The sequence below is a fragment of the Arthrobacter sp. UYEF21 genome, from assembly GCF_040546085.1.
Classification (GTDB): Bacteria; Actinomycetota; Actinomycetes; order Actinomycetales; family Micrococcaceae; genus Arthrobacter.
The window spans coordinates 349,608-373,467 of sequence record NZ_JBEPNF010000001.1; the positions used below are offsets into that span (position 1 = coordinate 349,608).

General features: G+C 65.1%; 22 protein-coding genes and 2 tRNA genes. 19 read left to right on the plus strand and 5 right to left on the minus strand.

The window, feature by feature from the left end:
* Positions 1-21 precede the first annotated feature (21 nt).
* The 5 genes from metG (at position 22) to ABIB27_RS01625 (ending at position 6,039) form a co-directional block, all read left to right on the plus strand.
* A complete protein-coding gene (metG, locus tag ABIB27_RS01605) occupies positions 22-1,581 on the plus strand; it encodes a methionine--tRNA ligase (protein WP_354214125.1) in 1,560 nt (519 codons plus the stop codon).
* 264 nt (positions 1,582-1,845) lie between these two features.
* The gene (locus ABIB27_RS01610; RefSeq protein ID WP_354214127.1) at positions 1,846-2,769 is read left to right on the plus strand and encodes a hypothetical protein; all 924 of its coding nucleotides are present in this window, start codon (positions 1,846-1,848) and stop codon (positions 2,767-2,769) included.
* A 116-nt stretch (positions 2,770-2,885) separates the two neighbouring features.
* Complete coding sequence (locus tag ABIB27_RS01615; RefSeq protein ID WP_354253403.1) at positions 2,886-3,671, plus strand: class F sortase; 786 nt, start codon at positions 2,886-2,888, stop codon at positions 3,669-3,671.
* Positions 3,672-3,748: 77 nt separating this feature from the next.
* Positions 3,749-4,801, plus strand: coding sequence for a 3-isopropylmalate dehydrogenase (locus tag ABIB27_RS01620; RefSeq protein WP_354214130.1), 1,053 nt, complete (start codon positions 3,749-3,751; stop codon positions 4,799-4,801).
* Between the two features lie 125 nt (positions 4,802-4,926).
* Positions 4,927-6,039 carry a branched-chain amino acid aminotransferase gene (locus tag ABIB27_RS01625; RefSeq protein ID WP_354214131.1) on the plus strand — a complete coding sequence of 371 codons (1,113 nt, stop codon included), beginning with the start codon at positions 4,927-4,929 and terminating at the stop codon, positions 6,037-6,039.
* Positions 6,040-6,160: 121 nt separating this feature from the next.
* Here ABIB27_RS01625 and ABIB27_RS01630 read toward each other — a convergent pair whose 3' ends face one another.
* The gene (locus ABIB27_RS01630) at positions 6,161-6,463 is read right to left on the minus strand and encodes a hypothetical protein (RefSeq protein ID WP_354214133.1); all 303 of its coding nucleotides are present in this window, start codon (positions 6,461-6,463) and stop codon (positions 6,161-6,163) included.
* A gap of 299 nt (positions 6,464-6,762) precedes the next feature.
* Between ABIB27_RS01630 and ABIB27_RS01635 the strand changes: the two genes are divergently transcribed.
* The 4 genes from ABIB27_RS01635 to ABIB27_RS01650 are packed head-to-tail and all read left to right on the plus strand — an operon-like array spanning position 6,763 to position 10,693.
* Entirely contained in the window at positions 6,763-7,560 is a 798-nt protein-coding gene (locus tag ABIB27_RS01635; protein WP_354214134.1) for an MBL fold metallo-hydrolase, read from the plus strand.
* A gap of 42 nt (positions 7,561-7,602) precedes the next feature.
* Positions 7,603-8,379 (plus strand): fumarylacetoacetate hydrolase family protein, encoded by a 777-nt coding sequence (locus tag ABIB27_RS01640; protein ID WP_354214135.1) that lies wholly within the window; start codon positions 7,603-7,605, stop codon positions 8,377-8,379.
* Positions 8,380-8,438: 59 nt separating this feature from the next.
* Complete coding sequence (gene gltX / locus ABIB27_RS01645; protein ID WP_354253404.1) at positions 8,439-9,953, plus strand: glutamate--tRNA ligase; 1,515 nt, start codon at positions 8,439-8,441, stop codon at positions 9,951-9,953.
* Positions 9,953-10,693 (plus strand): HAD family hydrolase, encoded by a 741-nt coding sequence (locus ABIB27_RS01650; protein ID WP_354253405.1) that lies wholly within the window; start codon positions 9,953-9,955, stop codon positions 10,691-10,693. The genes gltX and ABIB27_RS01650 overlap by 1 nt, the downstream gene beginning before the upstream one ends.
* Before the next feature lie 270 nt (positions 10,694-10,963).
* Here the strand turns inward: ABIB27_RS01650 and ABIB27_RS01655 are convergent, their stop codons facing one another.
* A complete protein-coding gene (locus ABIB27_RS01655; protein ID WP_354214140.1) occupies positions 10,964-11,269 on the minus strand; it encodes a hypothetical protein in 306 nt (101 codons plus the stop codon).
* A gap of 166 nt (positions 11,270-11,435) precedes the next feature.
* Between ABIB27_RS01655 and ABIB27_RS01660 the strand changes: the two genes are divergently transcribed.
* The 4 genes from ABIB27_RS01660 (at position 11,436) to ABIB27_RS01675 (ending at position 15,253) form a co-directional block, all read left to right on the plus strand.
* A tRNA-Gln gene (locus ABIB27_RS01660) sits at positions 11,436-11,507 on the plus strand.
* A gap of 144 nt (positions 11,508-11,651) precedes the next feature.
* A tRNA-Glu gene (locus ABIB27_RS01665) sits at positions 11,652-11,724 on the plus strand.
* Positions 11,725-11,924: 200 nt separating this feature from the next.
* Positions 11,925-13,640: a dynamin family protein gene (locus tag ABIB27_RS01670; RefSeq protein WP_502909100.1), complete on the plus strand. Its 1,716-nt coding sequence runs from the start codon at positions 11,925-11,927 to the stop codon at positions 13,638-13,640.
* Complete coding sequence (locus ABIB27_RS01675; RefSeq protein ID WP_354253406.1) at positions 13,637-15,253, plus strand: GTPase; 1,617 nt, start codon at positions 13,637-13,639, stop codon at positions 15,251-15,253. The genes ABIB27_RS01670 and ABIB27_RS01675 overlap by 4 nt, the downstream gene beginning before the upstream one ends.
* Positions 15,254-15,259: 6 nt before the next feature.
* Here ABIB27_RS01675 and ABIB27_RS01680 read toward each other — a convergent pair whose 3' ends face one another.
* The gene (locus ABIB27_RS01680) at positions 15,260-15,799 is read right to left on the minus strand and encodes a DUF1697 domain-containing protein (RefSeq protein ID WP_354214144.1); all 540 of its coding nucleotides are present in this window, start codon (positions 15,797-15,799) and stop codon (positions 15,260-15,262) included.
* A 79-nt stretch (positions 15,800-15,878) separates the two neighbouring features.
* Positions 15,879-16,598 carry an IclR family transcriptional regulator gene (locus tag ABIB27_RS01685; protein ID WP_354214145.1) on the minus strand — a complete coding sequence of 240 codons (720 nt, stop codon included), beginning with the start codon at positions 16,596-16,598 and terminating at the stop codon, positions 15,879-15,881.
* 113 nt (positions 16,599-16,711) lie between these two features.
* Here ABIB27_RS01685 and leuC point away from each other — a divergent pair, with 113 nt between their 5' ends.
* The 6 genes from leuC to ABIB27_RS01715 all read left to right on the plus strand — a co-directional run bounded on the left by leuC (position 16,712) and on the right by ABIB27_RS01715 (position 23,275).
* Positions 16,712-18,178 (plus strand): 3-isopropylmalate dehydratase large subunit, encoded by a 1,467-nt coding sequence (leuC, locus tag ABIB27_RS01690; RefSeq protein WP_354214146.1) that lies wholly within the window; start codon positions 16,712-16,714, stop codon positions 18,176-18,178.
* Between the two features lie 9 nt (positions 18,179-18,187).
* The gene (gene leuD / locus ABIB27_RS01695) at positions 18,188-18,790 is read left to right on the plus strand and encodes a 3-isopropylmalate dehydratase small subunit (protein ID WP_354214148.1); all 603 of its coding nucleotides are present in this window, start codon (positions 18,188-18,190) and stop codon (positions 18,788-18,790) included.
* A gap of 181 nt (positions 18,791-18,971) precedes the next feature.
* Positions 18,972-20,297 carry a UDP-N-acetylglucosamine 1-carboxyvinyltransferase gene (gene murA / locus ABIB27_RS01700; RefSeq protein WP_354214150.1) on the plus strand — a complete coding sequence of 442 codons (1,326 nt, stop codon included), beginning with the start codon at positions 18,972-18,974 and terminating at the stop codon, positions 20,295-20,297.
* Between the two features lie 10 nt (positions 20,298-20,307).
* The gene (locus ABIB27_RS01705; protein WP_354253407.1) at positions 20,308-21,075 is read left to right on the plus strand and encodes a lysophospholipid acyltransferase family protein; all 768 of its coding nucleotides are present in this window, start codon (positions 20,308-20,310) and stop codon (positions 21,073-21,075) included.
* Positions 21,072-22,124 carry an NAD(P)H-dependent glycerol-3-phosphate dehydrogenase gene (locus ABIB27_RS01710; protein ID WP_354214152.1) on the plus strand — a complete coding sequence of 351 codons (1,053 nt, stop codon included), beginning with the start codon at positions 21,072-21,074 and terminating at the stop codon, positions 22,122-22,124. Before ABIB27_RS01705 ends, ABIB27_RS01710 begins: the two co-directional genes overlap by 4 nt.
* Before the next feature lie 2 nt (positions 22,125-22,126).
* The gene (locus ABIB27_RS01715) at positions 22,127-23,275 is read left to right on the plus strand and encodes a D-alanine--D-alanine ligase family protein (protein ID WP_354214154.1); all 1,149 of its coding nucleotides are present in this window, start codon (positions 22,127-22,129) and stop codon (positions 23,273-23,275) included.
* 43 nt (positions 23,276-23,318) lie between these two features.
* Here the strand turns inward: ABIB27_RS01715 and ABIB27_RS01720 are convergent, their stop codons facing one another.
* Positions 23,319-23,825 (minus strand): DUF3515 family protein, encoded by a 507-nt coding sequence (locus ABIB27_RS01720; protein WP_354214155.1) that lies wholly within the window; start codon positions 23,823-23,825, stop codon positions 23,319-23,321.
* Positions 23,826-23,860: the final 35 nt, after the last annotated feature.

Here is a 23,860-nt window from a genome sequence, read left to right on the forward strand (position 1 = left end):
CACCGAAGGTACCGTCCGCACGTGACTGCTTCAGAGAAAACCCCGTTCTACATCACCACGGCCATCACCTACCCGAACGGCGTGCCGCACATTGGTCACGCCTACGAGTACATTGCCACCGACGCCATGGCCCGCTTCAAGCGGCTTGACGGGCATGAGGTGATGTTCCTGACCGGTACGGATGAGCACGGCATGAAGATTGCGCAGGCGGCGGAGAAGGAAGGCGTTACGCCCAAGGAACTGGTTGACCGCAACGCCGAGGTGTACAAGGCTGCGCACGCCGCGCTGGGCATCACGTTCGACCGCTTCATCCGGACCACGGACGCGGACCACTTCGCGGCGTCCCAGGCCATCTGGAAGAAGATGGAAGCCAACGGGGACATTTACCTGTCCAAATACGAGGGCTGGTACTCCGTCAGGGACGAGGCGTTCTACGTGGAGGACGACACCGTGGTCAAGGACGACGGCGTGCGCTACTCCAAGGAGACGGACACCGAAGTGACGTGGACCGCGGAGGAGAGCTACTTCTTCCGGCTGTCCTCCTACCAGGACCGTCTGCTGGCTCTGTACGAGGAACAGCCCGAATTCGGCGCCCCGCAGTCCCGGTTCAACGAAGTCATCAGCTTCGTCAGGCGTGGCCTCGAGGACCTGTCCATCAGCCGCACCACCTTTGACTGGGGCGTTCCCGTGCCCGGCAATGACAAGCACGTGATGTATGTCTGGGTCGACGCACTCACCAACTACCTGACGGGGGTGGGCTACCCGGACGTTGAGTCGGAGCAGTTCCGCAAGTTCTGGCCAGCCGATGTGCACGTCATCGGCAAGGACATCTCCCGGTTCCACGCCATCTACTGGCCCGCGTTCCTGATGAGCGCCGGCATCGAACTGCCCAAGCGGGTTATGATCCACGGCTTCCTCCACAACAACGGCGTGAAGATGTCCAAATCCCTGGGCAACGTGGTGGCCCCTGCGGACTTCGTGGCACAGTACGGCCTGGACCAGGTGCGGTTCTTCTTCCTCCGCGAGGTCCCGTTCGGCGCCGATGGCAGCTACAACCACGAGGCCATTGTCGGACGGATGAACTCGGACCTGGCCAACAACTTCGGCAACCTGGCGCAGCGTTCGCTGTCCATGGTGGCGAAGAACTGCGAAGGCAAGGTCCCGGTCCCTGCCGCCTTCACCGCCGAAGACGCAGCTATCCTGGCGCAGGCCAACGGCCTCCTCGCCACTGCGCGGGCTGCCTTCGAGAAGCAGGAGTTCAGCCGTGCGCTGGAAGCCATCTGGGGTGTGCTGGGGGACACGAACGCATACTTCGCTGAGCAGGCCCCCTGGGTGCTGCGGAAGACCGACGTCGAACGCATGAACACCGTCCTGTACGTCACCCTGGAAGTGTTGCGGATTGTGTCCATCCTGGCACAGCCGGTCATGCCCACCGCCACGGCAGCGTTGCTGGACACCCTGGGCCAGCCCGAGGGCGAAGCACGCCAGTTCGCCGCGCTGTCCACGCCGATCGTCGCCGGAACGGCGTTGCCCGCACCCGCGCCCGTGTTTCCCAAGTATGAGGGGCCTGCCGAGGCCTAGGATTTTCCCGGCCGGCTACTCGTTGGTAGCCGGACTGAGTACGGTTCCGGCAATGTCAGTACGGACAGTCCCGGAATGTGGGTATCGAGTACTGGAGACGCGCCGGTGGCCGCTGCATAGCCTTGTCGGGTTAGCAAACTGATGATTCGCATCTGGGAGAACCGTCGCACCGGTGCAATCTGTTTGCCTTTTTCGCTCTTGCATCGGGGCGCGGTTTTTCCTCCCGTCTGATCAGTTTGGACCAGACAATGGATGGAGACGGAAATGAAACGTATCCTTGCCGCCTTGGGCGTTACGGGCCTCGCATTACTCGGTGCCACCGCTCCGGCTGCAGCAACTGACGAGGCAGAAGCTGATCACAAGATCACGATTTGCCACGCCACTGGCTCGGAAAGCAACCCCTACGTGTCGGTGACGATCGACCTGCATGCGCTCAAAGCCCACCTGGACCACCAGAACGGGGACGATATCATCCCGGCCAACGACGGGAAGGTTCTTCCTTGGGGCCAGAACTTGGACAAGCTGGACATCTGGAATGCCGGCTGCGCGGTCCCCGAAGACCACGGAAACGGCCACGGCCACGGAAACGGCGAAGACGGCCACAAGGTCACGATCTGCCACGCCACCGGCTCGGAAAGCAACCCTTATGTGGAGATCACGGTTGACTTTAAGGGCGTGAAGGCGCATGCCCAGCACGGTGATGACATCATTCCTGGGAACAGCAAGTGGGAAGGCCAAAACTGGGACGAGGACGGGCAAGCGACCTACAACAACGGCTGCGTTCCCTGCCCGCCTGAGGTTGTCACTCCTGAGGAGCCTGTGGAGACACCAGTGGAAACTCCGGTGACTCCAGTGACGCCGGAGACTCCTCCGGTGACTCCGGTGACTCCAGTGACGCCGGAGACTCCTCCGGTGCCTCCGGTGACGCCGGAGACTCCTCCGGTGACGCCGGTGACTCCGGTGACTCCGGTTGAAACTCCCACTGGCGCCGTGGTCGGGCCGCCTGCCGGGGCAGGAGTCGTGGTTGCCAACAACCCCGGGTTCAACGTCCAGACTGCCGTTGCGCCTTCTGGCACGGTGCTTGCCCCCTGGGCAGCCGGCCTGATCGTGATGTTGCTGGCAGTGGCGGGCGTGGCTGCCCGAAGAGTGCTGCCGGTAGGCAGCGCGTCCGGGGACCGCAAGGACTAACCCCGGTACCGGGCGCCCGCAAGGGCGTTGAGTAATATCCTGGCAGGCGCCGTGGCCGGAAGGGCACGGCGCCTGCCGTCAACCAGGCAGATTCCCACGACTGTGTGAGGTGAACGATGGACAGCATCCGCCAGTCACTCTTCCCTAATTCTCCCGAAGGGGATTCCCCCGGGGCCGATTCTCCGGAGCCGGGGCCGGCCGTCAGGCGGCGGCGGACGTTCAATACCAGGAGCATCCTGTTCGTGCTCCTCTGCGGGCTTGTGGGTTACTTCGCCTTCGCGGCCCTTCCCCTCCTCAACGGGCCCGATACCCCACCCGGCGACGTAAGCGGCATTGTCCGGCAGATGCCGGCAGCAACTGCTCCTGCCACCCCGACGCCGACGCCCACTGGCACCCCGATGCCGACGCCCGCCGGCACCCCGACGGCGGCAGTTCCGGCCGGCCCCGCGGCGGCACCGCCGGAGCGGCTGATCTATCCGGCGGCGGACATCGACGTGGTGATCCACCCCCTCGAACCCAGCGGAACGGACCAGGCAACCCAGACCATCGTGCCTCCGCCCACCATGGACGGCTACTGGCTGACACCTTACGGAGTACCCGGAGCTGGCTCCGGAAACACCACCTATGTGGCCGGCCACAGCTGGGTGGACAGGGATGCGCCCTTCAACCGGCTGAGCATCAGGGCCGCGGTAGGTGACCGGCTCACGGTAACTACCGCCACCGGCGAACTGGCTTACCGAGTGGACTCGATTGCCACTTACAACAAGTCGGGCCTGAAGAACAGTCCCATCTGGCAGGTGGCGCCCAACCGGCTGGTTCTTATTTCCTGCTACACGGATGACTTCTGGGGCACGAACGTCGTGGTGGTGGCCTCACCGGACATGAGCGTTCCACTCTCCTGACGCCTCTAATGATCGATACCATCTCAATTAGTGAGACTGATTGTCCGGCATTCGGATTCTGTTAATATTCTTGGACCATGAGCGCACCCACTATCGATCTCGCAGTTATTCCAGGTGACGGCATTGGCCCTGAGGTCATCGCTGAGGCACTGAAAGTCCTCGGGAAGGCCGTGGCCGCCGAGGGCGTAAGCCTCAAGCAGACCCACTACAAGCTCGGTGCGGAGCACTGGCTGGCGACCGGCGAGACCCTGCCGGACGAGGTCTTGCAGGACATCCGTACTCGGGACGCCATCCTGTTCGGCGCGGTGGGTGCAGCCCCCGGCGACACCAGGATCCCGTCCGGAATCATCGAGCGGGAAATGCTCCTTAAGCTGCGCTTTAGCCTGGACCACTATGTCAACCTGCGGCCGTCGCGCCTGTACGGAAAGGCGGGCAGCCCGCTGGCCAATCCCGGCGTCATTGATTTCATCGTGGTCCGTGAGGGCACCGAGGGTCCTTATGTGGGCAATGGCGGCTCACTGCGCACCGGTACCCCGCACGAGGTGGCCACCGAGGTCTCCCTGAACACGGCGTACGGCGTGGAGCGCGTGGTCCGGGATGCCTTCCGCCGCGCCAGCGCCCGGGAACGCAAGCACGTTACCCTAGTGCACAAGCACAACGTGCTGGTCTTCGCCGGCCACCTGTGGAAGCGCACGGTCGAAGCCGTTGCCCAGGAGTTCCCTGAGGTCACCCACGACTACCTGCACGTGGATGCTGCCACCATCTTTATGGTTACCGACCCCTCCCGCTTTGACGTCATTGTCACGGACAACCTCTTCGGCGACATCCTTACAGACCTCGCCGCAGCCATCACCGGCGGCATCGGGCTGGCTGCCTCCGGCAACATCAACATGGACCGCACCGCCCCGTCCATGTTTGAACCGGTCCACGGCTCAGCCCCGGACATCGCCGGCCAGCAGAAGGCCGATCCCACCGCGGCCATCCTGTCCGCCGCGCTCCTGCTGGACCACCTCGGCTACACCGGGGCAGCCCGGAAGATTGAGGCTGCGGTGGTTGCCGACATCGAAAACCGCGACGGCGGCGCCCGCAGCACCAGTGCCGTTGGCGACGCCATCGCGGCAGCGCTCTAGGCCTGCTCCCCAGGGACTGCCCTTCGGACTGGGTTAACGGGCGTAAGCTTATTTTCGAATCACCAAATGCTGCCCTGCGGTTCACTGCCGAACCATGTTCACGGGCGGCCGATCGCGGAGGAACCATGACTCAGACTGCCCATGGCGTCGAATTTAACCAGCAGCCCTCGGCAACCCCGAAGTCAGCTGACGAGCGTGCAGCTATCCTGGCGAACCCGGGATTTGGCAACTACTTCACCGACCACACAGCCGTGGTGGACTACTCGGTCGACGAACAGGGCGCCGGTGGCTGGCACAACCCGCGCATCGAAGCGTACGGGCCCATCACCCTGGACCCGTCGGCAGCAGTGCTTCACTACGGCCAGGAGATTTTTGAAGGCCTCAAGGCCTACCGCCACGGCGACGGGTCCGTCTGGACGTTCCGGCCCGAGGCGAACGCGGCCCGGCTGAACAAGTCGGCCCGCCGGCTGGCGCTGCCAGAGCTCCCCGTTGAGTACTTCCTGGGCGCCATCCGGGAGCTCGTGGCCGCCGACAAAGAATGGGTTCCTGCCGGCGACGGCGAGGCCCTTTACCTGCGCCCGTTCATGATCGCCACCGAGGCGTTCCTGGGTGTCCGGGCCGCACGCGAAGTCTCCTTCCGCGTGATCGCTTCGCCCGCCGGCAACTATTTTGGCGGCGAGCTGAAGCCGGTTTCGATCTGGATTTCCCGCGAATACGCCCGAGCGGGCCGCGGCGGCACCGGCGCAGCTAAGTGCGGCGGCAACTATGCCGCCTCGCTGATCGCCCAGCAGGAAGCAGAAGCCAACGGCTGCAAGCAGGTGCTCTTCCTGGATCACTTCAACGACGACGCCGTGGAAGAACTCGGCGGTATGAACGTGTTCTTCGTAATGAAGGACGGATCACTGGCCACTCCCGCGCTCACCGGCACTATTCTGGAGGGCGTCACACGTTCCTCAGTGATGCAGGTGGCCAAGGATATGGGCCGTAACGTGGCTGAGCGCAAGATCACCCTGGCCGAATGGCGCGACGGCGTGGCCTCGGGCGAGATCGCCGAGGTCTTTGCCTGCGGCACCGCGGCGGTGATCACTCCCATTGGCGTCCTGAAGGATGTCACCGAGTTCATCGGCTCCGAGGATGCGAAGGCGGGGGAGACCACCATGGCCATCCGCGAACAGCTCCTGGGCATCCAGACCGGAACCGTGCCGGACCGGCACGGCTGGCTGACGCGGCTCGCCTGAATACCTGCGACGCCTGATTCCTGCAACGCCTGATTCCTGGAACGCGGGGTCACTTTTCGCCCAATATCCCTGTCGGGATGGGCGCAAAGTGACCCCGCGTTGTTTTCAGCGCCGGGCTGTTTTAGCGCCGGGCGGCCTTGCGGGCTGCGTTCTTGAGCGCTTTGCGGGAGACAGGCTTCAGGGCCTTGCGTGCGGCTTCGTCGGCCACGGCGCGGTTGCGGCGGGCATCGATGAGGTCGTTCCAGGGCGCGGTGGCGAACGCGCCGCCATCCTGGGCATAAACGTCATAGGGGTAGTCGGCAAAGACCGACGGCGTGCTGCCGCCTGAGGGCATGTCCTTCCCGGTTATCTCGGCGACGGCGTCGGCCACAGCCCAGGTCCGGGTCAGGTGCCTGGTCAGGTTCCTGGACGAAGATGTTCGCATCACTGGCTGCGGCGGCGCGCTTCACGAGTGACTCCAGCTCTCCGGTGAGCGAACGGGTCGCCACCTTTTCCACCAGCGGTGAACCCGATTTGAGGTCCTCAGCGAGAGCATCGACTTCCTCGGGCCAATCGGTGGTTTCACGGTACTTCTTCCACGTGGGGAACCAGACGATGGCGCCCGTCGCGTTGTTATGGATGTGCTGAAGGCCCTTGTTTTCCTCCGTTGTTCACCAGCCACAACCTGCCGGGGGACCTGACTTATTCTGCGCTCCGCCGGCAGTGGGATGCGAGGATAGTGCCGTGAACCCGATTCCCAGCGGCGGCTTCCGGCCCTCCAGCACCCTGACAGCGTCCCTCCTGGCACCCAACCCCGGACCGATGAGCCTGGACGGTACCAACTCCTACGTGATCTCGGCAGGCGGAGCCAGCGCTTCTGTGGTGGTGGATCCGGGGCCGTTTGACGCCGCCCACCTCCGGCTGCTGGCTGACGTGGGCCGGGTGGAGTTGATCCTGGTGACGCACCGGCACGCAGACCATACGGCGGGTTCGCTACGGCTCCATGAGCTAACTGGCGCCCCCGTCCGGGCGTCGGATCCCCGCCACTGCCATGGTGGCGGCCAACCGCTGCAGGATGGTGAAACCATCCAGGCTGCCGGTGTGTCCATCAAGGTCCTGGCCACGCCGGGCCACACCTCGGATTCCGTGTGCTTCCACCTCCCCGACGACGGCGCGCACGGCTCCGTGCTGACCGGCGACACCATCCTGGGCCGCGGGACCACCATGTTGGACTACCCGGATGGCACACTGGGGGATTACCTCGCGTCCCTGGACCGGCTGGAGGTTCTCGGCCAGGCCACCGTTCTGCCGGCGCACGGCGCAGTGCTACCGTCCCTTGAAGTTGTCACCGCTGCCTACCGTGCACACCGCCTCGAGAGGCTGGGGCAGATCCGGGAAGCGCTGGAACGGCTTGGCCGGGATGCGGCCGTGGCGGCGGTGGCAGACGCCGTCTACGTCCACGTGGAACCGTCCGTCCGGCGGGCGGCCGAAATGTCAGTCGCCGCCCAGCTTGATTACCTGCGCGGACGGCCGGAGGACTGACCGGAGCCAAGGGGAACCGGTCAAGACTGTAGGCTGGGAACCATGCGTATCGCCCGGTTTGTAGTCGATTCTGGTCCCCTCTACGGCGTTGTTGAAGGTGAGCCCGGCAGTGAGGAGATCACTGTCATCAACGGCGACCCCTTCTTCAATGGAGTGGAGCGGACCCACGTCAAGCACAAGCTCGAAGATGTCCGGCTGCTGGCCCCCATCATTCCGCGCAGCAAGGTAATCGGCGTCGGCCGCAACTTCGTGGAACACGCGGCCGAACTTGGCAACGAAGTACCGGCCCAGCCCCTGCTGTTCCTCAAGCCCAACACCGCAGTTGTGGGGCCGAACGATCCCATCGTGCTGCCGGACTTTTCCGAGGAGGTCTCCTTCGAGGCCGAGCTGTGCGTCGTCATCGGCCGGATCTGCAAGGACGTTCCGGAAGAGCGCGTTGATGACGTGATTTTCGGCTACACCTGCGGCAATGACCTCACGGCCCGCGACGTCCAGAAAACGGACCTGCAGTGGGCCCGTGCCAAGGGCTTCGACACCTCAGCACCGCTGGGCCCGTGGATCGAAACCGAACTGGATACCGAGGACCTGGCCATCCAGGGCCGCCTCAACGGCGAACTGCGGCAGGACGGCAGCACCAGCCAGATGATCCGCGGCGTCCGCGAAATCGTCTCCATCGTCTCGCAGGCCTTTACGCTGCTGCCCGGCGATGTCATCATGACCGGCACCCCCGCCGGCGTGGGGCTGGTGCAGGCCGGCGACCGCTTCGAAGTGGAAATCGAAGGTATCGGACGCCTGTCCAACCCCGTCGTCCGGCGCTAGCAGGACGCGCCTGGCCCGGGCAGTGGCACTCCGCGGCAAGCGGTAAAGTTGAAGCCACTATGACTACTGCTTCTGCGTCGACTGCTGCCTCCGTCCTGTCCGTCACTGCCGATACTCCGGTGCGCGTCCGGTTCTGCCCCTCGCCTACTGGAACACCGCACGTAGGCCTCATCCGGACAGCCCTGTTCAATTGGGCCCACGCCAAGCACACCAAGGGCACGTTCGTGTTCCGGATCGAGGATACGGACGCGGCACGGGACTCGGAAGAGAGCTACCAGCAGTTGCTGGAGGCCCTGAAGTGGCTGGGGATCACCTGGGAAGAGGGTGTGGAGGTCGGGGGTCCGCACGAGCCTTACCGGCAGTCGCAGCGGCTTGACCTCTACAAGGACGTCGTCGCGAAGCTCCTTGCCGCCGGTTACGCCTACGAATGCTATTCCTCCCCGGAGGAAGTGGAGGCACGTCACCGGGCCGCGGGCCGCGACCCCAAGCTCGGCTACGACAACTTCGACCGCAAACTCAGCGAAGCGCAACTCGCGGCCTTCAAGGCCGATGGCCGCAAGCCCGTCCTGCGGGTCCGGATGCCGGACGAGGACGTGGTGTTCACCGACCTGGTCCGGGGCGAGATCACATTCAAAGCCGGAAGCATTCCGGACTACGTCATCGTCCGCGCTGACGGGTCGCCGCTGTACACGCTCGTCAACCCCGTGGACGACGCCCTGATGGGTATCACCCACGTCCTGCGCGGTGAGGATCTCCTTTCCTCCACACCCCGCCAGGTAGTGCTCATCCGCTACCTTATCGCCATCGGTGTGGCCAGCTACCTGCCACACTTTGGCCACCTCCCGTACGTTATGGGTGAGGGCAATAAGAAGCTGTCCAAGCGTGACCCGGAGTCCAACCTTTTCCTGCTGCGTGACCGTGGGTTCATCCCCGAGGGCCTGCTGAACTACCTGTCGCTGCTGGGCTGGAGCCTGTCGGCAGATGAGGACATCTTCACCGTGGACCAACTGATTGAAAACTTCGATGTCCAGGATGTCCTGGCGAACCCGGCGCGGTTCGACATCAAGAAGGCGGAGGCCATCAACGGCACGCACATCCGCATGCTCAATCCGGAAGACTTCCGTTCCCGGCTTGTGCCGTACCTGCGGACCGCCGGCTTCGTCGGGGAGCAGCTCACGGCACGGGAGGAGCAGATCCTCACGGAAGCTGCACCCCTCATCCAGGAACGCGTGACCCTGCTGGGCGAAGCACCGGAGATGCTCGGCTTCCTGTTCAAGTCCGACGATGCAATCGACGTCGCCGATGACGCCAGGAAGGGGCTGCCGGCTAACCTGACCGAAGTCCTGGACGCTTCCCTGGCCGCCCTTGAACCTGTCCAGGACTGGACCCCGGAGAACATCCAGGCGGCCCTGAAGGAGGCGCTCGTGGAGGACCTCGGCCTCAAGCCCCGGCTGGCATTCGGGCCGGTGCGCACTGCCATTTCCGGACGCCGCATCTCACCGCCGCTGTTCGAATCCATGGTGATCCTGGGCAAGGACTCGTCCCTGAGCCGGCTCCGCACCTTCCGCGGCTGATGACGGTCACCGGCACGGCGGCGACTGACGGGGTCCTGAAGACACGCTTCGGGACCATCAGGGGTGTCCTCTTCGACATCGATGACACCCTTGTGGACCTCGAATATGCCATGACCACCGCCCTGCGCGAGGTCAGCGAACACCTGCTCCCGGGTATGGACCAGACCGGGTGGCAGCGTTTCGGCAGGATCTTCACGCACGAAACAACGCACTTCTACGACAGGTACCTCGCGGGCGAACTGACGTTCAACGACCAGCGCCTGCTGCGGGGCCGGGCCGCCCTGGGCCACTTCGGAGTGGACCTCGCCGACGGCGAAGAGTCGCACCGGTGGTTGACGGCGTACAGCCAGCTGCAGCCTTCCTATGTCCGGGCTTTTGAGGACGCGCTTCCGCTTCTGGACCTGCTGGATACTGCCGGCATCCCCTACGGTGCGGTCAGCAACAACGTGCACGACTACCAGCGCGCGAAGCTCGACGGCGCCGGGCTGGCGCGCATTACACGCCTGGTGGGTACAGACACCGTAGGCGTGGCCAAGCCTGAGCCCGCGATCTATCTCGAAGGCGTCCGTCTCCTGGGGACCGCTCCGGCGGAGACACTCTATGTGGGGGACAACAGGCTGCTGGATGCTGAAGGTTCGACGGCGGCAGGACTGGTGGGTGTCTGGCTCAACAGGGCGGGGGAGACTGTGCCGGCGTTTAAGGGTCACGAGGTCAGGTCGCTGGCGCAGCTCCTGGCGTAGCTTCCCGCCTAACCTGCGGCCGGCACCCTTCGCAGGATCCCCCTTGATGCAGGCGTTCAAAGTCGTGGTTCCGTCTGCCATCGCGACCGCGCTCATAAGACCGGGACGGTCGGGGTTGCCCCGAACACCGTCCATGCCGGTCCGGATCTGGGCCGAACCGGCGGCGAGCAGTTCGGTTCCCAACACCACACCCTGGTCCGGGTCGCGGCTGTTGAGCTTGTTACCCAGCGTGGCGAAGCAGGCAGTGAGGCGGCCCGTTGCCGCCTGCAGCTACGCCGCGCCATCGTTGAGCTTCCCGGCGCCGGCCTGAAGGACGGAGGTCCAGGCGTCGAGCTTGTGGGCGCAGCCGGAGATTTTGGCGATCCTATCCTTGACGGCGGCAAGCGGAACCGCGCCCTGCAGCGGATCCGAAGCGGCCGCCTCAGCCAGCTCGAGGGCCTGCTCGAGGGCGGCGGTGCCGGTGCCTGCCTCGGGGGAATTGTTCGCACCCCGGGAGCTTTTCAGCTGTCCCGCTCGGGCGGCCAGATCGCCAGTCCCGGAGACCAGCCGGGCAGCACCGGCGTCCACGCCTGACAAGGATTCGGCAGTGGCTCGGCGGCCCCGGGGGCCCGGCGCCGTGGCGTGTGACGGCCGGTTCAGCGGCTCGATTTGTGCCAGCCCAAACTCTCAGGTAAAGTAATTTCTCGTGCTGAGGGGCACGGAGCGCGGGTTGAGGCCTGAAACTCCGGCCCAAAAGTGTCATTGGGATATGGTGTAATTGGCAACACTACGGTTTCTGGTACCGTCATTCTAGGTTCGAGTCCTGGTATCCCAGCTCTGGTTTGAGCGCTGAACATGCACTGCTAACCAGGCGTTTCAAGCCGGTCCGCCGATTTGAAACACCCGCTGAGTCTATGAAGTACTGACTCAGCATTCCGGCCAGAAGCCGGTTGGAAGCGCGAGTTTCCTGGAAGTACGCGGCCCCATCGTATAGCGGCCTAGTACGCTGCCCTCTCACGGCGGTAACGCGGGTTCGAATCCCGCTGGGGTCACAAGATAACGGTCCCGGGCATCAGCCCGGGGCCGTTTTTGTTTTGATCGGCTCACGCCGCGGCTGAAGCGCCGGTTGAACTGGCATGATGATGCTGTGACCTCCGCCGACGGTTTTACATCACCACCACCCCCGCCCCGGCCGCCCCGAGCGCCGGGCGGCCAGCCTGGCCGCCCGGCGGACCAGTCCGTGCTGGCCGCTGTGGGCCTGCTGGAGGTGGTGCGTGAGGATCTTTCCGCCGTGGCACTGCCGCTCGCACTGGCGAATGTTGGGCAGGCCCGGATGGAAGTCCGGAACGCCGTCGCCCAACTGGACGATTACATCCTGCCGCGATATCGAAGCCTGCACGCCCCGCTGCTCGCCGTCGTCGGGGGTTCCACAGGCGCCGGCAAGTCAACGCTGGTGAACGCGCTCATGGGGCACCCCGTCAGCCGCTCCGGGGCTATCAGGCCCACCACCAGGCAACCCATTCTCCTGCACCATCCTGCCGATGCCGGCTGGTTCGAAGGCCAGCGGGTGCTGCCCACCCTCAATCGGATCCGGGGCACCATCTCCGCGGAGCCCGTCCCGGCGAGCCAGGCAGGTGCAACACCGGACGCGGAGGCCATTTCCTCGCTCGTGCTGGTGGCCGATCGGGCAGCCCCGCAGGGCATTGCGCTGCTGGACGCTCCGGACGTCGACTCCATTTCGGACGACAACCGCAGGCTGGCCGGGCAGCTGCTGGCCGCCGCGGACCTCTGGGTCTTTGTCACCACAGCAAACCGCTACGCGGATGCGGTTCCCTGGAAGCTGCTCCTGGACGCGTCGTCGCGGGACATTATGGTCGCCGTGGTGCTGGACCGGGTACCGGCAGATGCGGAAGCCGAAGTCAGCGCCGATCTCCGCACGCTGCTGCAGAAAGAAGGACTGGGGAGTGCCGGGCTGTTCATCGTGCCTGAGACGGACCTCGACGGCCTGGGCATGCTGCCGCAGCAGTCGGTGGAGCCGCTGCGGGTCTGGCTGCAGGAACTTGCCGCAGACGCGGCAGGACGGTCGGAGATTGCCCGCCGGACGCTCAACGGAACCGTCAAGGCCTTGGCTGGCCGCGTCGGCACAGTGTCGGCGGCTGCCCACGAGCAGGAGAACGCAGCGGCCACGCTAAGGTCCGGTGCCGTGGCGGCCTACCGCGATGCCGTTACCCGGATTCTGGGCGCCACGAAGGACGGCGCGCTGCTCCGCGGCGAAGTGCTGGCGCGCTGGCAGGACTTTGTCGGCACGGGGGAGTTCTTCCGGACCCTGGAGCAGAACATCGGGCGGCTGCGTGACCGGGTGGGAGCGTTCTTCCGGGGCGAGCCGACCCCTGCCATCCGGGTTGAGGTGGCCATCGAAACGGGCCTGCACGCCGTCATCCTGGACGAAGCCGCCAAGGCGGGCGAGGAGACGGACCAGCGGTGGCGCTCGGACCCGGCCGGCCGGCAGCTTCTGGGCACCGACGATCTGTCCGGAACCAGCGCCGGTTTTGCGGACGTGACGGCAGCGGAAATCAGGGCGTGGCAGACCGGCCTGATGGAGCTGATCCGCACCGAGGGGCAAGGTAAGCGCACCCAGGCCAGGTGGCTCTCATTTGGCATCAACGGGCTGGGCGTCGCGCTGATGATCGTGGTTTTTTCCATGACCGCAGGCCTCACCGGGCTGGAGATCGGTGTGGCGGGCGGCACCGCCGTCGTGGGCCAAAAACTGCTGGAAGCCGTATTCGGTGAGGACGCGGTCCGCCGGCTGGCCCGGACGGCGCGGGATGACCTCCACGAGCGCTGCCAACGGTTGCTGCAGGCCGAGCAGCAGAAGTTCCTCGAACGGCTCCCGGCGGGCGGCACGGACACCTCCCGTGTCCTGGCAGACCATGCCGCTGCCCTCGCGCGGCTGGCAAACCACACATGAGCCGCCATAGCGTTGCCCGCGACGCGTCGCAGCTGGACCGTCGGCTCGCAGCACTCAATGATGCCCGGGAATTGGCAGAAGGCGTATTGCCCGATGCTGCTTTGGAGGACGTGTTCCTGCTCCTCGAACGGGCAAGCTCCCGGCGGTCCCTGTCCGCGGATCACACCGTGGTGGGCTTCTTCGGTGCCACCGGCAGTGGCAAGTCGTCACTGTTCAATGCGGTCAGTGGTACTCAAATCGCGACGGCGGCGGCCCGCCGGCCCACCACATCGGAACCTTTGGCGGGTGTTTGGGGAGCGGACGGCAGCGAGCCCCTGCTGGATTGGCTGGAAGTGCGAAACAGGCATCATGCCGTTCCAGTCACAGGTTTCGCGGACGAGGGCACGGGCCTGATTCTGCTGGACCTGCCGGACTTTGACTCCACCCGGGCGGCCAACCGCGAGATCGTGGAGCGCATGGTGGGCCTTGTTGATGTCCTGGTCTGGGTGTTGGACCCGCAGAAATACGCCGACGCAGCAGTTCACAACGACTTCCTGACACCTCTGGCTGCGCACGGAGCCGTGACCCTGGTGGTGCTGAACCAGGTGGACAGGCTGCCCGAAAGGGACGTCCAGCCTGTTCTGGCCTCCCTCAGGGGGATCCTGGCCCGCGACGGGCTGGGCAAAGTGCAGGTGCTGGGCGCATCCGCGCTCAAGGGCACCGGCGTGGATGAGGTTCGGGGCGCCATCCGAGGCGTGGTGACGCAGCGGCAGGCGCTCTCACAACGGCTCGGTGCTGACGTATCGCGGGCCTCACAACAACTCAGGGACGTCTCCGGCGTTGGCGAAGCGGCCGGCGTGAGGCCAGCGTCAACATCCCGGCTCACCGGTGAGCTGGCCACGGCGGCGAATGCGCCCCTTGTGGTGGATGCCGTGGCTACGTCCTACCGGCTGGAATCGACGCGGCGCACCGGCTGGCCGGTGACGCGGTGGCTGCTGCGCTTCAGATCCGATCCCTTGCGGCGACTTAACCTGAAGAGTTCGGCCCCATCCCAACTCAACCGCACCTCGCTCCCGGCCGCCGGCGCCCCGGAGCGGGCCCGCACGGATGCTGCGGTCCGGGAGTTCGCGGACGCTGCCAGCGAGGGTGCCCCGGGACCGTGGCGGGCGGCCATCCGCGGCGCGGCCCGCGAAGGCCGGGAGTCGCTGCCGGATGCCCTTGACCAAGCCATCGCCGGAACGGACCTGATAACCTTCCGGAAATCGTGGTGGTGGGGCGTCTTCAATGTGGTCCAGTGGCTGGCGCTGGCAGTAGTGGTTGGTGGCCTGGGCTGGCTTGGCGTGCTGGCAGGGCTTGGGTACCTCCAGATGCCTGTCCCGGAGGTACCTCGCATTGACGGTTGGCCTGTTCCTACGCTCATGATTGCAAGCGGTGTGGTGCTGGGAATCTTCCTGGCCACAACCGGGAGGTTCATCGGTGCGGGGGCCGCGAGGGCGCGGGCGGCCAGGGCACGGAAACGCCTCAGGGCTGCAGTGGGCGAAGTGGCCCGTGAACTGGTGGTGGAGCCGGTGGAAGTCGAGGTGACCAGGCTCAGTTCCTTCAATGCGGCGCTGAAGGCCGCAGGCGGAACGTGAAGGCACCTAGGAGAGGGATGCGGCGGCGTCCCTTACCTTGATCATGGTGCGCAGGTTCCGGGTGGTGGTGCTTGTCTTGAACTTCGCCTTGGCAGAGATCTTGCTGAAAGGACTGTCCAGTGTCCCGCCCACCGGCGCGAGCCAGGCCAGGGCCTCCGGGCCGAGCCGCTTCTGCTCCGAGCCTTCGAGTGCTGCCCCGGCTGTGTCCAGCTCGTCGAGCCTGGCGGTGTCAGAGGCGAGGGTGATGTACGTGTGCGTGGCCGTGTCGTCCTCCGGATAGGGGCAGGCATCGACCAGTTCGGCCACACGTTCTGCGGTCAGAACAACCACCCAAGCGTCGTAGCCGAAGCTGTCCCGCAGGCATTTTTCGAACTTCTGCTTGACCGCTGCAGGGTTTTCCCCGCTGGCGAGCACCACGTTTCCGCTGGCCAGGAGGGTCCTGACACCGGCGAACCCGGCAGACGCGAGGGCATCCTTCAGCGCTGCCATTTTGATGTTGATCCCGCCAACGTTGATGCCGCGGAGAAAGACTGCGTAGCTGTTCATGCGGACAGCATAGCCATGGCGTGCAGGGTGTGGATGGCGCCGGCGGCCTATCCGGGGAGGAGCGTGTCTGCAGTTTGCGTCAGTCGCTGGTCTTACGCAGCGCCTCGGTCAGGAGCCGCCCGGCGTTGCAGACCACCTCGGCATGGAGGCGGCCCGGCTGGCGCGTCAGGCGTTCGATCGGCCCGGAGATCGAGACGGCGGCGATGACCCGGCCGGACGGTCCCCGGACGGGGGCCGAGACCGACGCAACCCCGGGCTCACGTTCGCCGAGGCTCTGTCCCCAGCCCCGCCGTCGTACGCCTGCCAGGACCGTGGGCGTAAAGCGGGCGGCCTGCAGTCCCTCCAGTAGCCGGTCATGGTCTTCCCAGGCCAGCAGCACCTGCGCGGCCGAACCTGCCTTCATGGACAGTTGCGTGCCCACGGGGATGGTGTCGCGAAGGCCGATGGGGCGTTCAGCGGACGCGACGCAGACGCGCCAATCGCCCTGGCGCCGGAAGATCTGGGAGCTTTCGCCGGTGGCGTCCCGCAGTTGCATCAGGATGGGCCCGGCAGAGGCAATGAGCCGGTCCTCGCCAGCGGCGGACGCGAGCTCCACGAGGCGGCTGCCGAGGACAAACCTGCCCTGGATGTCCCGGCTGACCAGGCGGTGGTGGATCAGGGCCAGGGCAAGCCTGTGGACCGTAGGCCTCGCCAGCCCTGTGGCGGCCACCAGCTGTGCCAGCGTGGTGGGCCCGGCCTCCAATGCGTCAAGCACATGGGCCGCTTTATCAATGACGCCGACTCCACTAGAATTGTCCATGTAATGATATTGACGTCTCATTATCTGAGATGCAAATCTTTTGAGTGGCATATTGCCCGGCCCTGCTGGTTCAGTGGAGCTTAACAGCCAAACAGCAGTGAAGGGAGATGGCCGTGGCAAAGACACTGGCCGAGAAAGTCTGGGACGCGCACGTGGTGCGCAAGGGCGACGGCGAGGGAGCTAACGCCCAGCCCGATCTTCTCTTCATTGATCTCCACCTTGTCCATGAGGTCACCTCCCCGCAGGCATTCGAGGGCCTGCGGCTGACCGGCCGCAAGCTGCGGCGCCCTGATCTGACAATTGCCACCGAGGACCACAACACTCCCACGCTGGACATCGACAAGCCCATTGCTGATCTCACCAGCCGCACCCAGATCCAGACCCTGCGCAACAACTGCGCCGAGTTCGGCGTCCGGCTGCACTCACTTGGCGATGCCGAGCAGGGCATTGTGCACGTTGTGGGCCCCCAGCTGGGCCTGACCCAGCCCGGCATGACTGTGGTCTGCGGCGACTCCCATACCTCCACTCACGGTGCTTTCGGTGCCCTTGCCATGGGTATCGGCACGTCCGAGGTGGAGCACGTCATGGCCACCCAGACGCTGTCCTTGAAGCCGTTCAAGACCATGGCCATCAACGTTGAAGGCACGCTGCGTCCGGGCGTCACTGCCAAGGACATCATCCTCGCGGTAATTGCCAAGATCGGCACCGGCGGCGGCCAGGGCTACGTCCTGGAATACCGTGGTTCCGCCATCCGCGCGCTGTCCATGGAAGCCCGGATGACCATCTGCAACATGTCCATCGAGGCCGGCGCCCGCGCCGGCCTGGTGGCCCCGGACCAGACCACATACGACTACATGTTCGGCCGCCCGCACGCGCCCCAGGGAGCGGACTGGGATGCCGCCGTCGAATACTGGAATACGCTGCGTACCGACGACGACGCCACCTTCGACGTACAGGTTGACCTGGACGCCGACACACTGGAGCCCTTTGTTACCTGGGGCACCAACCCCGGCCAGGGTGTTTCGCTCTCTGCATCAGTTCCGTCGCCGGAGGATTTCGGCGATGAGAACGCAAAGGCTGCCGCCGAGCGCGCCCTGCAGTACATGGGCCTGACGGCGGGCACACCCATGAAGGACATCCGGGTGGATACCGTCTTCCTGGGTTCCTGCACCAACTCACGCATGGAGGACCTCCGGGCTGCTGCGGACATCATCCGCGGGCGGCAGAAGGACCCGAATATCCGGATGCTGGTTGTCCCCGGCTCGGCCCGCGTGCGGCTTGAAGCCGAAGCCGAGGGCCTGGACAAGGTCTTCAAGGACTTCGGGGCGGAGTGGCGCTTCGCCGGCTGCTCCATGTGCCTGGGCATGAACCCGGACCAACTCGAGGTGGGGGAGCGTTGCGCGTCAACTTCAAACCGCAACTTCGAAGGCCGGCAGGGCAAGGGTGGACGCACGCACCTTGTCTCGCCAGTAGTGGCAGCTGCCACGGCCATCCGCGGCACGCTGAGCTCGCCGTCGGACCTAGACCCCGACCCGGTGGCAGGCCGTGTCGAAGCCCAATCAGTAACCGACGCAGCCTAGGAGACCGCCATGGAAAAGTTCACCACGCACACGGGCATCGGCGTCCCGCTGCGCCAGAGCAACGTTGACACGGACCAGATCATCCCGGCCGTATACCTCAAGCGGATCACCCGCACCGGCTTTGAAGACGCGCTCTTCTCCGCCTGGCGCAAGGATCCTGCCTTCATCCTCAACCAGGCGCCGTTCAACGCCGGCTCGGTACTCGTCGCAGGTCCGGACTTCGGCACCGGGTCCTCCCGCGAGCACGCCGTTTGGGCGCTGAAGGACTATGGCTTCAAAACCGTCCTCTCGTCCCGGTTCGCTGACATTTTCCGCGGCAACTCAGGCAAGCAGGGCCTCCTGGCCGCCGAGTTGGCCCAGGATGACATCGAGCTGATCTGGAAAGAGCTCGAGAACGCCCCGGGCACCGAAGTCACTGTTGATCTGGTCTCCAAGACGGTCAGCTGCGGCAACATCGTGGCGCCGTTCGAGATCGACGACTACACCCGCTGGCGGCTCCTCGAAGGCCTCGATGACATCGGCCTGACGCTCCAGCACGAAGAGGACATCACGGCCTACGAAGCCACCCGGCCGGCCTTCAAACCCACCACGCTGCCGGCCCGGCTTTCCTAAACACCCGCGGAGCCTGCAACGCGGGGTCACCTACCCGTCTTGGCCCCTGGTGTGGGCCGAAAGGGACCCCGCGTTTGTTTGATGGCGGCACGGCGTATTTCGGTTCGGTAACGCGACCTCCTATGCTTAGCTGGAGCCTTTGCAAGGATTTTGGGGCGAGTAATCGTAAGGAAACCGGTATATGAGTAGTGTTCTGACAATCCGCGGCGGAGTCCCGCTTACAGGCCGCGTCAGCGTCCGGGGGGCCAAGAACCTTGTCCCCAAGGCGATGGTGGCCGCATTGCTGGGCAACGAACCGTCGGTGTTGCGGAACGTTCCGGAAATCAAGGACGTGGAGGTTGTTACCTCCCTTCTGCAGTTGCACGGAGTGACGGTTGAAAAGGATCCCGTGAGCGGTGACCTGACCCTGGATCCGACGTCGGCCAAAACTGCCCCGAGCACGGCGATCGATGCCCATGCGGGCGATTCGCGGATCCCCATCCTGCTCTGCGGACCGCTCATCCACGCCATCGGTGAAGCCTTCATCCCGGACCTGGGCGGTTGCAAGATCGGCGACAGGCCCATCGACTACCACCTCAACGTACTGCGCCAGTTTGGCGCGGTCGTTGAGAAGCGGCCGGGCGGCATCCACATTTCCGCCCCGAGGGGCCTGCAGGGCGCCAAGATCTCACTGCCCTATCCTTCCGTGGGCGCTACGGAGCAGGTACTGCTCAGTGCCACCCGGGCCGAAGGAATCACGGAACTCTCCGGTGCAGCCACGGAACCGGAAATCATCGACCTTATTGCCGTGCTGCAGAAGATGGGCGCCATCATCAGCGTCCAGACGGACCGCACCATCCGCATCGAGGGAGTCAAAGACCTTGGCGGCTACAACCACCGGGCACTCTCGGACCGCAACGAATCGGCGTCGTGGGCCTCGGCCGCGTTGGTCACCCGTGGCGACATTTTTGTTGAAGGCGCCTCGCAGCGGGACATGATGACGTTCCTGAACACCTACCGGAAGGTTGGCGGCGGCATGGACATCGGCGAGGACGGCATCCGCTTCTACCACCGCGGCGGCAAGCTCAATCCGCTGGTCCTGGAAACAGATGTCCACCCCGGCTTCATGACCGACTGGCAGCAGCCGCTGGTGGTGGCCCTGACGCAGGCCGAGGGGGTTTCGATCGTGCACGAGACTGTTTACGAAAACAGGTTCGGCTTCACCGATGCGCTCATCCGGATGGGCGCAAGCATCCAGGTGCACCGTGAGTGCCTCGGCAGTGTGCCGTGCCGATTTGGCCAGCGAAACTTCCTCCACTCGGCCGTCATCTCCGGTCCCACCCAGCTCAAGGGCACGGACATTGATGTTCCGGACCTGCGCGGCGGCTTCAGCCACCTGATCGCTGCGCTTGCCGCCACCGGCACGTCACGCGTGACCGGGATCGACATTATCAACCGTGGTTATGAACGGTTTACTGAAAAGCTGGCCGGCCTCGGCGCCGACTTCGATATCTCCTCGACAAAGTAGCGGTGGACACGTGAAGGAAACGGCCAAGAGCCAGGCCACGTTTGTTGTGGTGGCAGCCATTGTGCGCACCGTCCTTAACGGCATGATGAACAAGAAGTGGGAGGGCCTGGAAAACCTTCCCGCGGGCGGTTTTATTGCCGCGCCCAACCACTGCACGGAAATCGACCCGCTCATCGTGGGGCACCTGCTGTACAACCAGAAGCGCGCGCCCCACTTCCTGGCCAAAGCCGGGCTCTTTAAAGTGCCGGTCGTCGGCGCCATCCTGCGCGCCACCCGCCAGATCCCGGTGGAACGCTCGACGGCGGGAGCGAACCGCTCGCTGCTGCTCGCCCAGGAGATCGTGGCCGATGGCGGTGCCATCATCATCTACCCCGAGGGGACGCTCACCCGCGATCCGGACCTGTGGCCGATGAAGGGCCATACCGGCGCGGCCCGCCTCGCCCTTGAAGGGGGAATTCCCGTGGTGCCGATCGCGCATTGGGGCGCCCACGAGGTGTTCCCGCGCTATGCGAAGCGCTTCCATCTTTTCCCGCGCAAAACGTCGCGTGTGGTGGTGGGGAAACCCGTGGACCTCAGCCCCTTTACGGGCAGGCCGCTGGACAAAGCGACGCTGACCGCTGCCACTGAGGCCATCATGGATGCCGTGACTGATCTGCTGGCCGGTATCCGGGGCGAAGAACGCCCGGCCGAGCGCTGGGATCCGGCCAAGAACAACCAAACCACGCATGGCCGCTTCGTTGACCGGAAACGGCCTGATGACGCGGCGGACGCCACGTGACGGATGACAGGACCCGTCCAGGCTCGGCCCGGTCTGTCGCCGTCCTGGGAGCAGGCTCCTGGGGGACCACATTCGCGAAAATCCTCGCGGACGCTGCCAGTGCAGCCGGCGTGGAGCGCAGCATCAGACTGTGGGGCCGGCGCAGCGAGGTGGTGGAAGAGATCAACGCATCCCACCGCAACGTGCAGTATTTGAAGGACACGGTGCTGCCATCCAGCATCACGGCCTCCATGGACGTGCGTGCCGTCCTGTCCGGCGCCGACCTGGTGGTCCTGGCCGTACCGGCCCAGTCCCTGCGCCTGCAGCTCCGCGAATGGAAGCCGCTGATCGCACCAGACGCAGTGGTGGTGTCCCTGATGAAGGGTCTGGAACTGGGTACCGATGCGCGCATGAGCGAGGTCATCAGCGACGAACTGGGGATCCCCGAAAGCCGGATTGCCGTGGTTTCGGGTCCCAACCTCGCCATGGAAATCGCCCGTGAGGAACCAACGGCGTCCGTGGTGGCGTGCACCGACGACATGACTGCAGGCTGGATCGCCCGGAGCTGCACTGCCCCCTACTTCCGGCCGTACACCACGGGCGATGTGGTGGGCGTCGAGATCGGTGGCATCGTCAAGAACGTCATAGCGCTGGCTGTCGGTATTTGTGAGGGCAAGCAGATGGGGGACAACACCAAGGCGTCCGTCATCACCAGGGGACTGGCGGAAACGTCCAGGCTGGCCCTTGCGCTCGGCGGTGACGCCCGGACCATGGCCGGACTGGCCGGACTTGGGGACCTGGTGGCCACCTGCTCCTCGCCGCTGTCCCGAAACCATACGGCCGGCCGGATGCTGGGCCAGGGGCTTACGCTTGATGAGCTGGCACTGAAGATGACCCAGACCGCCGAAGGCATCAAATCGGGCCAAGCTGTGAATGACCTGGCGGGGAAGCTGGGAGTCGACATGCCCATCACCGCTGCCGTTGTGGCCGTCCTGGCCGGGAAACTGTCCGTTAACCAACTGGGGCCTCTCTTGCTGTCCCGGGACCTGAAACCTGAAGGCGACTACTGACGATGTCTGACCAAAACCTGGCCGCACCGGACCCGGCCTCCCGCGTCAAACCCCGCGTGGCGGTGCTTTTTGGCGGCCGGTCCAGCGAACACGCGGTGAGCTGCGTGACTGCGGCCGGTGTGCTGGGCGCCATTGATAAAGACAAGTACGACGTTATTCCCATCGGCATCGCAAAATCCGGGCAGTGGGTCCTGGCCGGAGCGGATACAGCACAGTGGTCGCTGACCGCGGCGTCGCTGCCGGAAGTGCCGCCGTCGTCCGAAACCGTGACCCTGGCCGAAATCGGCGGGGAGCACCAGCTGATTGTGGCCTCCCCGGACGCGGTTCCGCGCGAACTCGGTACCGTTGATGTGGTGTTCCCGCTGCTCCACGGGCCGTTCGGTGAAGACGGAACCATTCAAGGGCTGCTGGAACTGTCCGATACCCGCTACGTGGGCGCCGGGGTGCTTGCCTCAGCCCTGGGTATGGACAAGCACTACATGAAAGTCGTCTTCGAGGCAGCCGGACTTCAGATAGGACCCTACGTGGCCGTCACGGACCGTCAGTGGCTTAACGACGCGGAAGCTGTCCGCAAGCAGGTGGACCGCCTGGGATTCCCCGTGTTCGTGAAGCCGGCGCGGGCCGGATCATCCATGGGTATCTCCAAAGTGGATTCGATGGAGGGCCTGGATGACGCCATCGAGGAAGCCCGCCGCCACGACCGCAAACTGGTCATTGAGGCTGGCATCGTTGGACGGGAAATCGAGTGCGCAGTCCTGGAAGGCCGCGGCACCGCGGCGCCGCGCACGTCCATGCCCGGTGAAATCTCCGTCGCAGGGGGCGGGCACGAATTTTACGACTTCAACGCGAAGTACGTGGAGGACGACGCCGCGTCGCTCAGCTGCCCGGCCGACATCCCCGAGTACGCAATCGCCCGCGTGCGTGAACTGGCGGCCGCCGCGTTCGAGGCCGTGGGAGCCGAAGGCCTGAGCCGGGTGGACTTCTTCTACACGCCGGACGGCGACCTGATCATCAACGAGATCAACACGATGCCGGGATTCACGCCCAAGAGCATGTACCCACAGATGTGGGCAGCCTCCGGCCTCGTTTACGCGGACCTTATCGACGAACTGATCTACCTGGCCCTGAACCGGAAGACCGGCCTCCGCTGACCCTGGCGGTTGAGCTGACCCTTGCGGTTGAGCCTGTCGAAACCTAGCTCGTGGGCAGGTTCTGTAGGTCTGCCTGGCCCACGCACTTCCCCGTGGCGGGGATCTTCGCGGCGGCCGCCGACAGATCGGCGAGTACGGTGGCGGAGCTGATGGTCTCCTGGTCCTTAGTGAGGAGGATCTCGGTGGCGGGCTCGCGGCCGAAGGTAGTCAGGGTCCAGGCAGCGTTCCCTTCCTTGATGACCCAATCCACGCCGTTGACGCTCACGCAGCGGTCCGTCGTCGGTCCGGGGACGTTCACGCCGCAGCGCAGGATCACCTGGGAGGGATCCCCCCAGGCTGCCGTGGCCTGGCTGTTTGTTTTCCGCAGCGCCGCATCGCCGATTGCATCCGGAAGGGCCACCATCATGGGAGCGCATGCCGGGTTCGCGGCATCGGCGGCGGCAGTGACATCCACGGTCGGTGCGCAGCCGGACAGGACAGCGCCGGCCAGGGCTGCGGCCAGCAGGCCCATGGACACACGGACAGGCAGGGGCAAAAGGGCATGTTGCATCCTTCAAGCCTAGCGCCGCCACGCGCTGCGCCGGG

What these genes read in the sequence shown, in the direction of transcription:
- ABIB27_RS01610 (WP_354214127.1), top strand. Translation starts at nt 1,846, where the DNA reads ATGAAACGTATCCTTGCCGCCTTGGGCGTTACGGGCCTCGCATTACTC.
- ABIB27_RS01615 (WP_354253403.1), top strand. Translation starts at nt 2,886, where the DNA reads ATGGACAGCATCCGCCAGTCACTCTTCCCTAATTCTCCCGAAGGGGAT.
- ABIB27_RS01620 (WP_354214130.1), top strand. Translation starts at nt 3,749, where the DNA reads ATGAGCGCACCCACTATCGATCTCGCAGTTATTCCAGGTGACGGCATT.
- ABIB27_RS01625 (WP_354214131.1), top strand. Translation starts at nt 4,927, where the DNA reads ATGACTCAGACTGCCCATGGCGTCGAATTTAACCAGCAGCCCTCGGCA.
- ABIB27_RS01630 (WP_354214133.1), bottom strand. Translation starts at nt 6,463, where the DNA reads ATGCGAACATCTTCGTCCAGGAACCTGACCAGGCACCTGACCCGGACC.
- ABIB27_RS01640 (WP_354214135.1), top strand. Translation starts at nt 7,603, where the DNA reads ATGCGTATCGCCCGGTTTGTAGTCGATTCTGGTCCCCTCTACGGCGTT.
- gltX (WP_354253404.1), top strand. Translation starts at nt 8,439, where the DNA reads ATGACTACTGCTTCTGCGTCGACTGCTGCCTCCGTCCTGTCCGTCACT.
- ABIB27_RS01650 (WP_354253405.1), top strand. Translation starts at nt 9,953, where the DNA reads ATGACGGTCACCGGCACGGCGGCGACTGACGGGGTCCTGAAGACACGC.
- ABIB27_RS01675 (WP_354253406.1), top strand. Translation starts at nt 13,637, where the DNA reads ATGAGCCGCCATAGCGTTGCCCGCGACGCGTCGCAGCTGGACCGTCGG.
- ABIB27_RS01680 (WP_354214144.1), bottom strand. Translation starts at nt 15,799, where the DNA reads ATGAACAGCTACGCAGTCTTTCTCCGCGGCATCAACGTTGGCGGGATC.
- ABIB27_RS01685 (WP_354214145.1), bottom strand. Translation starts at nt 16,598, where the DNA reads ATGGACAATTCTAGTGGAGTCGGCGTCATTGATAAAGCGGCCCATGTG.
- leuD (WP_354214148.1), top strand. Translation starts at nt 18,188, where the DNA reads ATGGAAAAGTTCACCACGCACACGGGCATCGGCGTCCCGCTGCGCCAG.
- murA (WP_354214150.1), top strand. Translation starts at nt 18,972, where the DNA reads ATGAGTAGTGTTCTGACAATCCGCGGCGGAGTCCCGCTTACAGGCCGC.
- ABIB27_RS01715 (WP_354214154.1), top strand. Translation starts at nt 22,127, where the DNA reads ATGTCTGACCAAAACCTGGCCGCACCGGACCCGGCCTCCCGCGTCAAA.
- ABIB27_RS01720 (WP_354214155.1), bottom strand. Translation starts at nt 23,825, where the DNA reads ATGCAACATGCCCTTTTGCCCCTGCCTGTCCGTGTGTCCATGGGCCTG.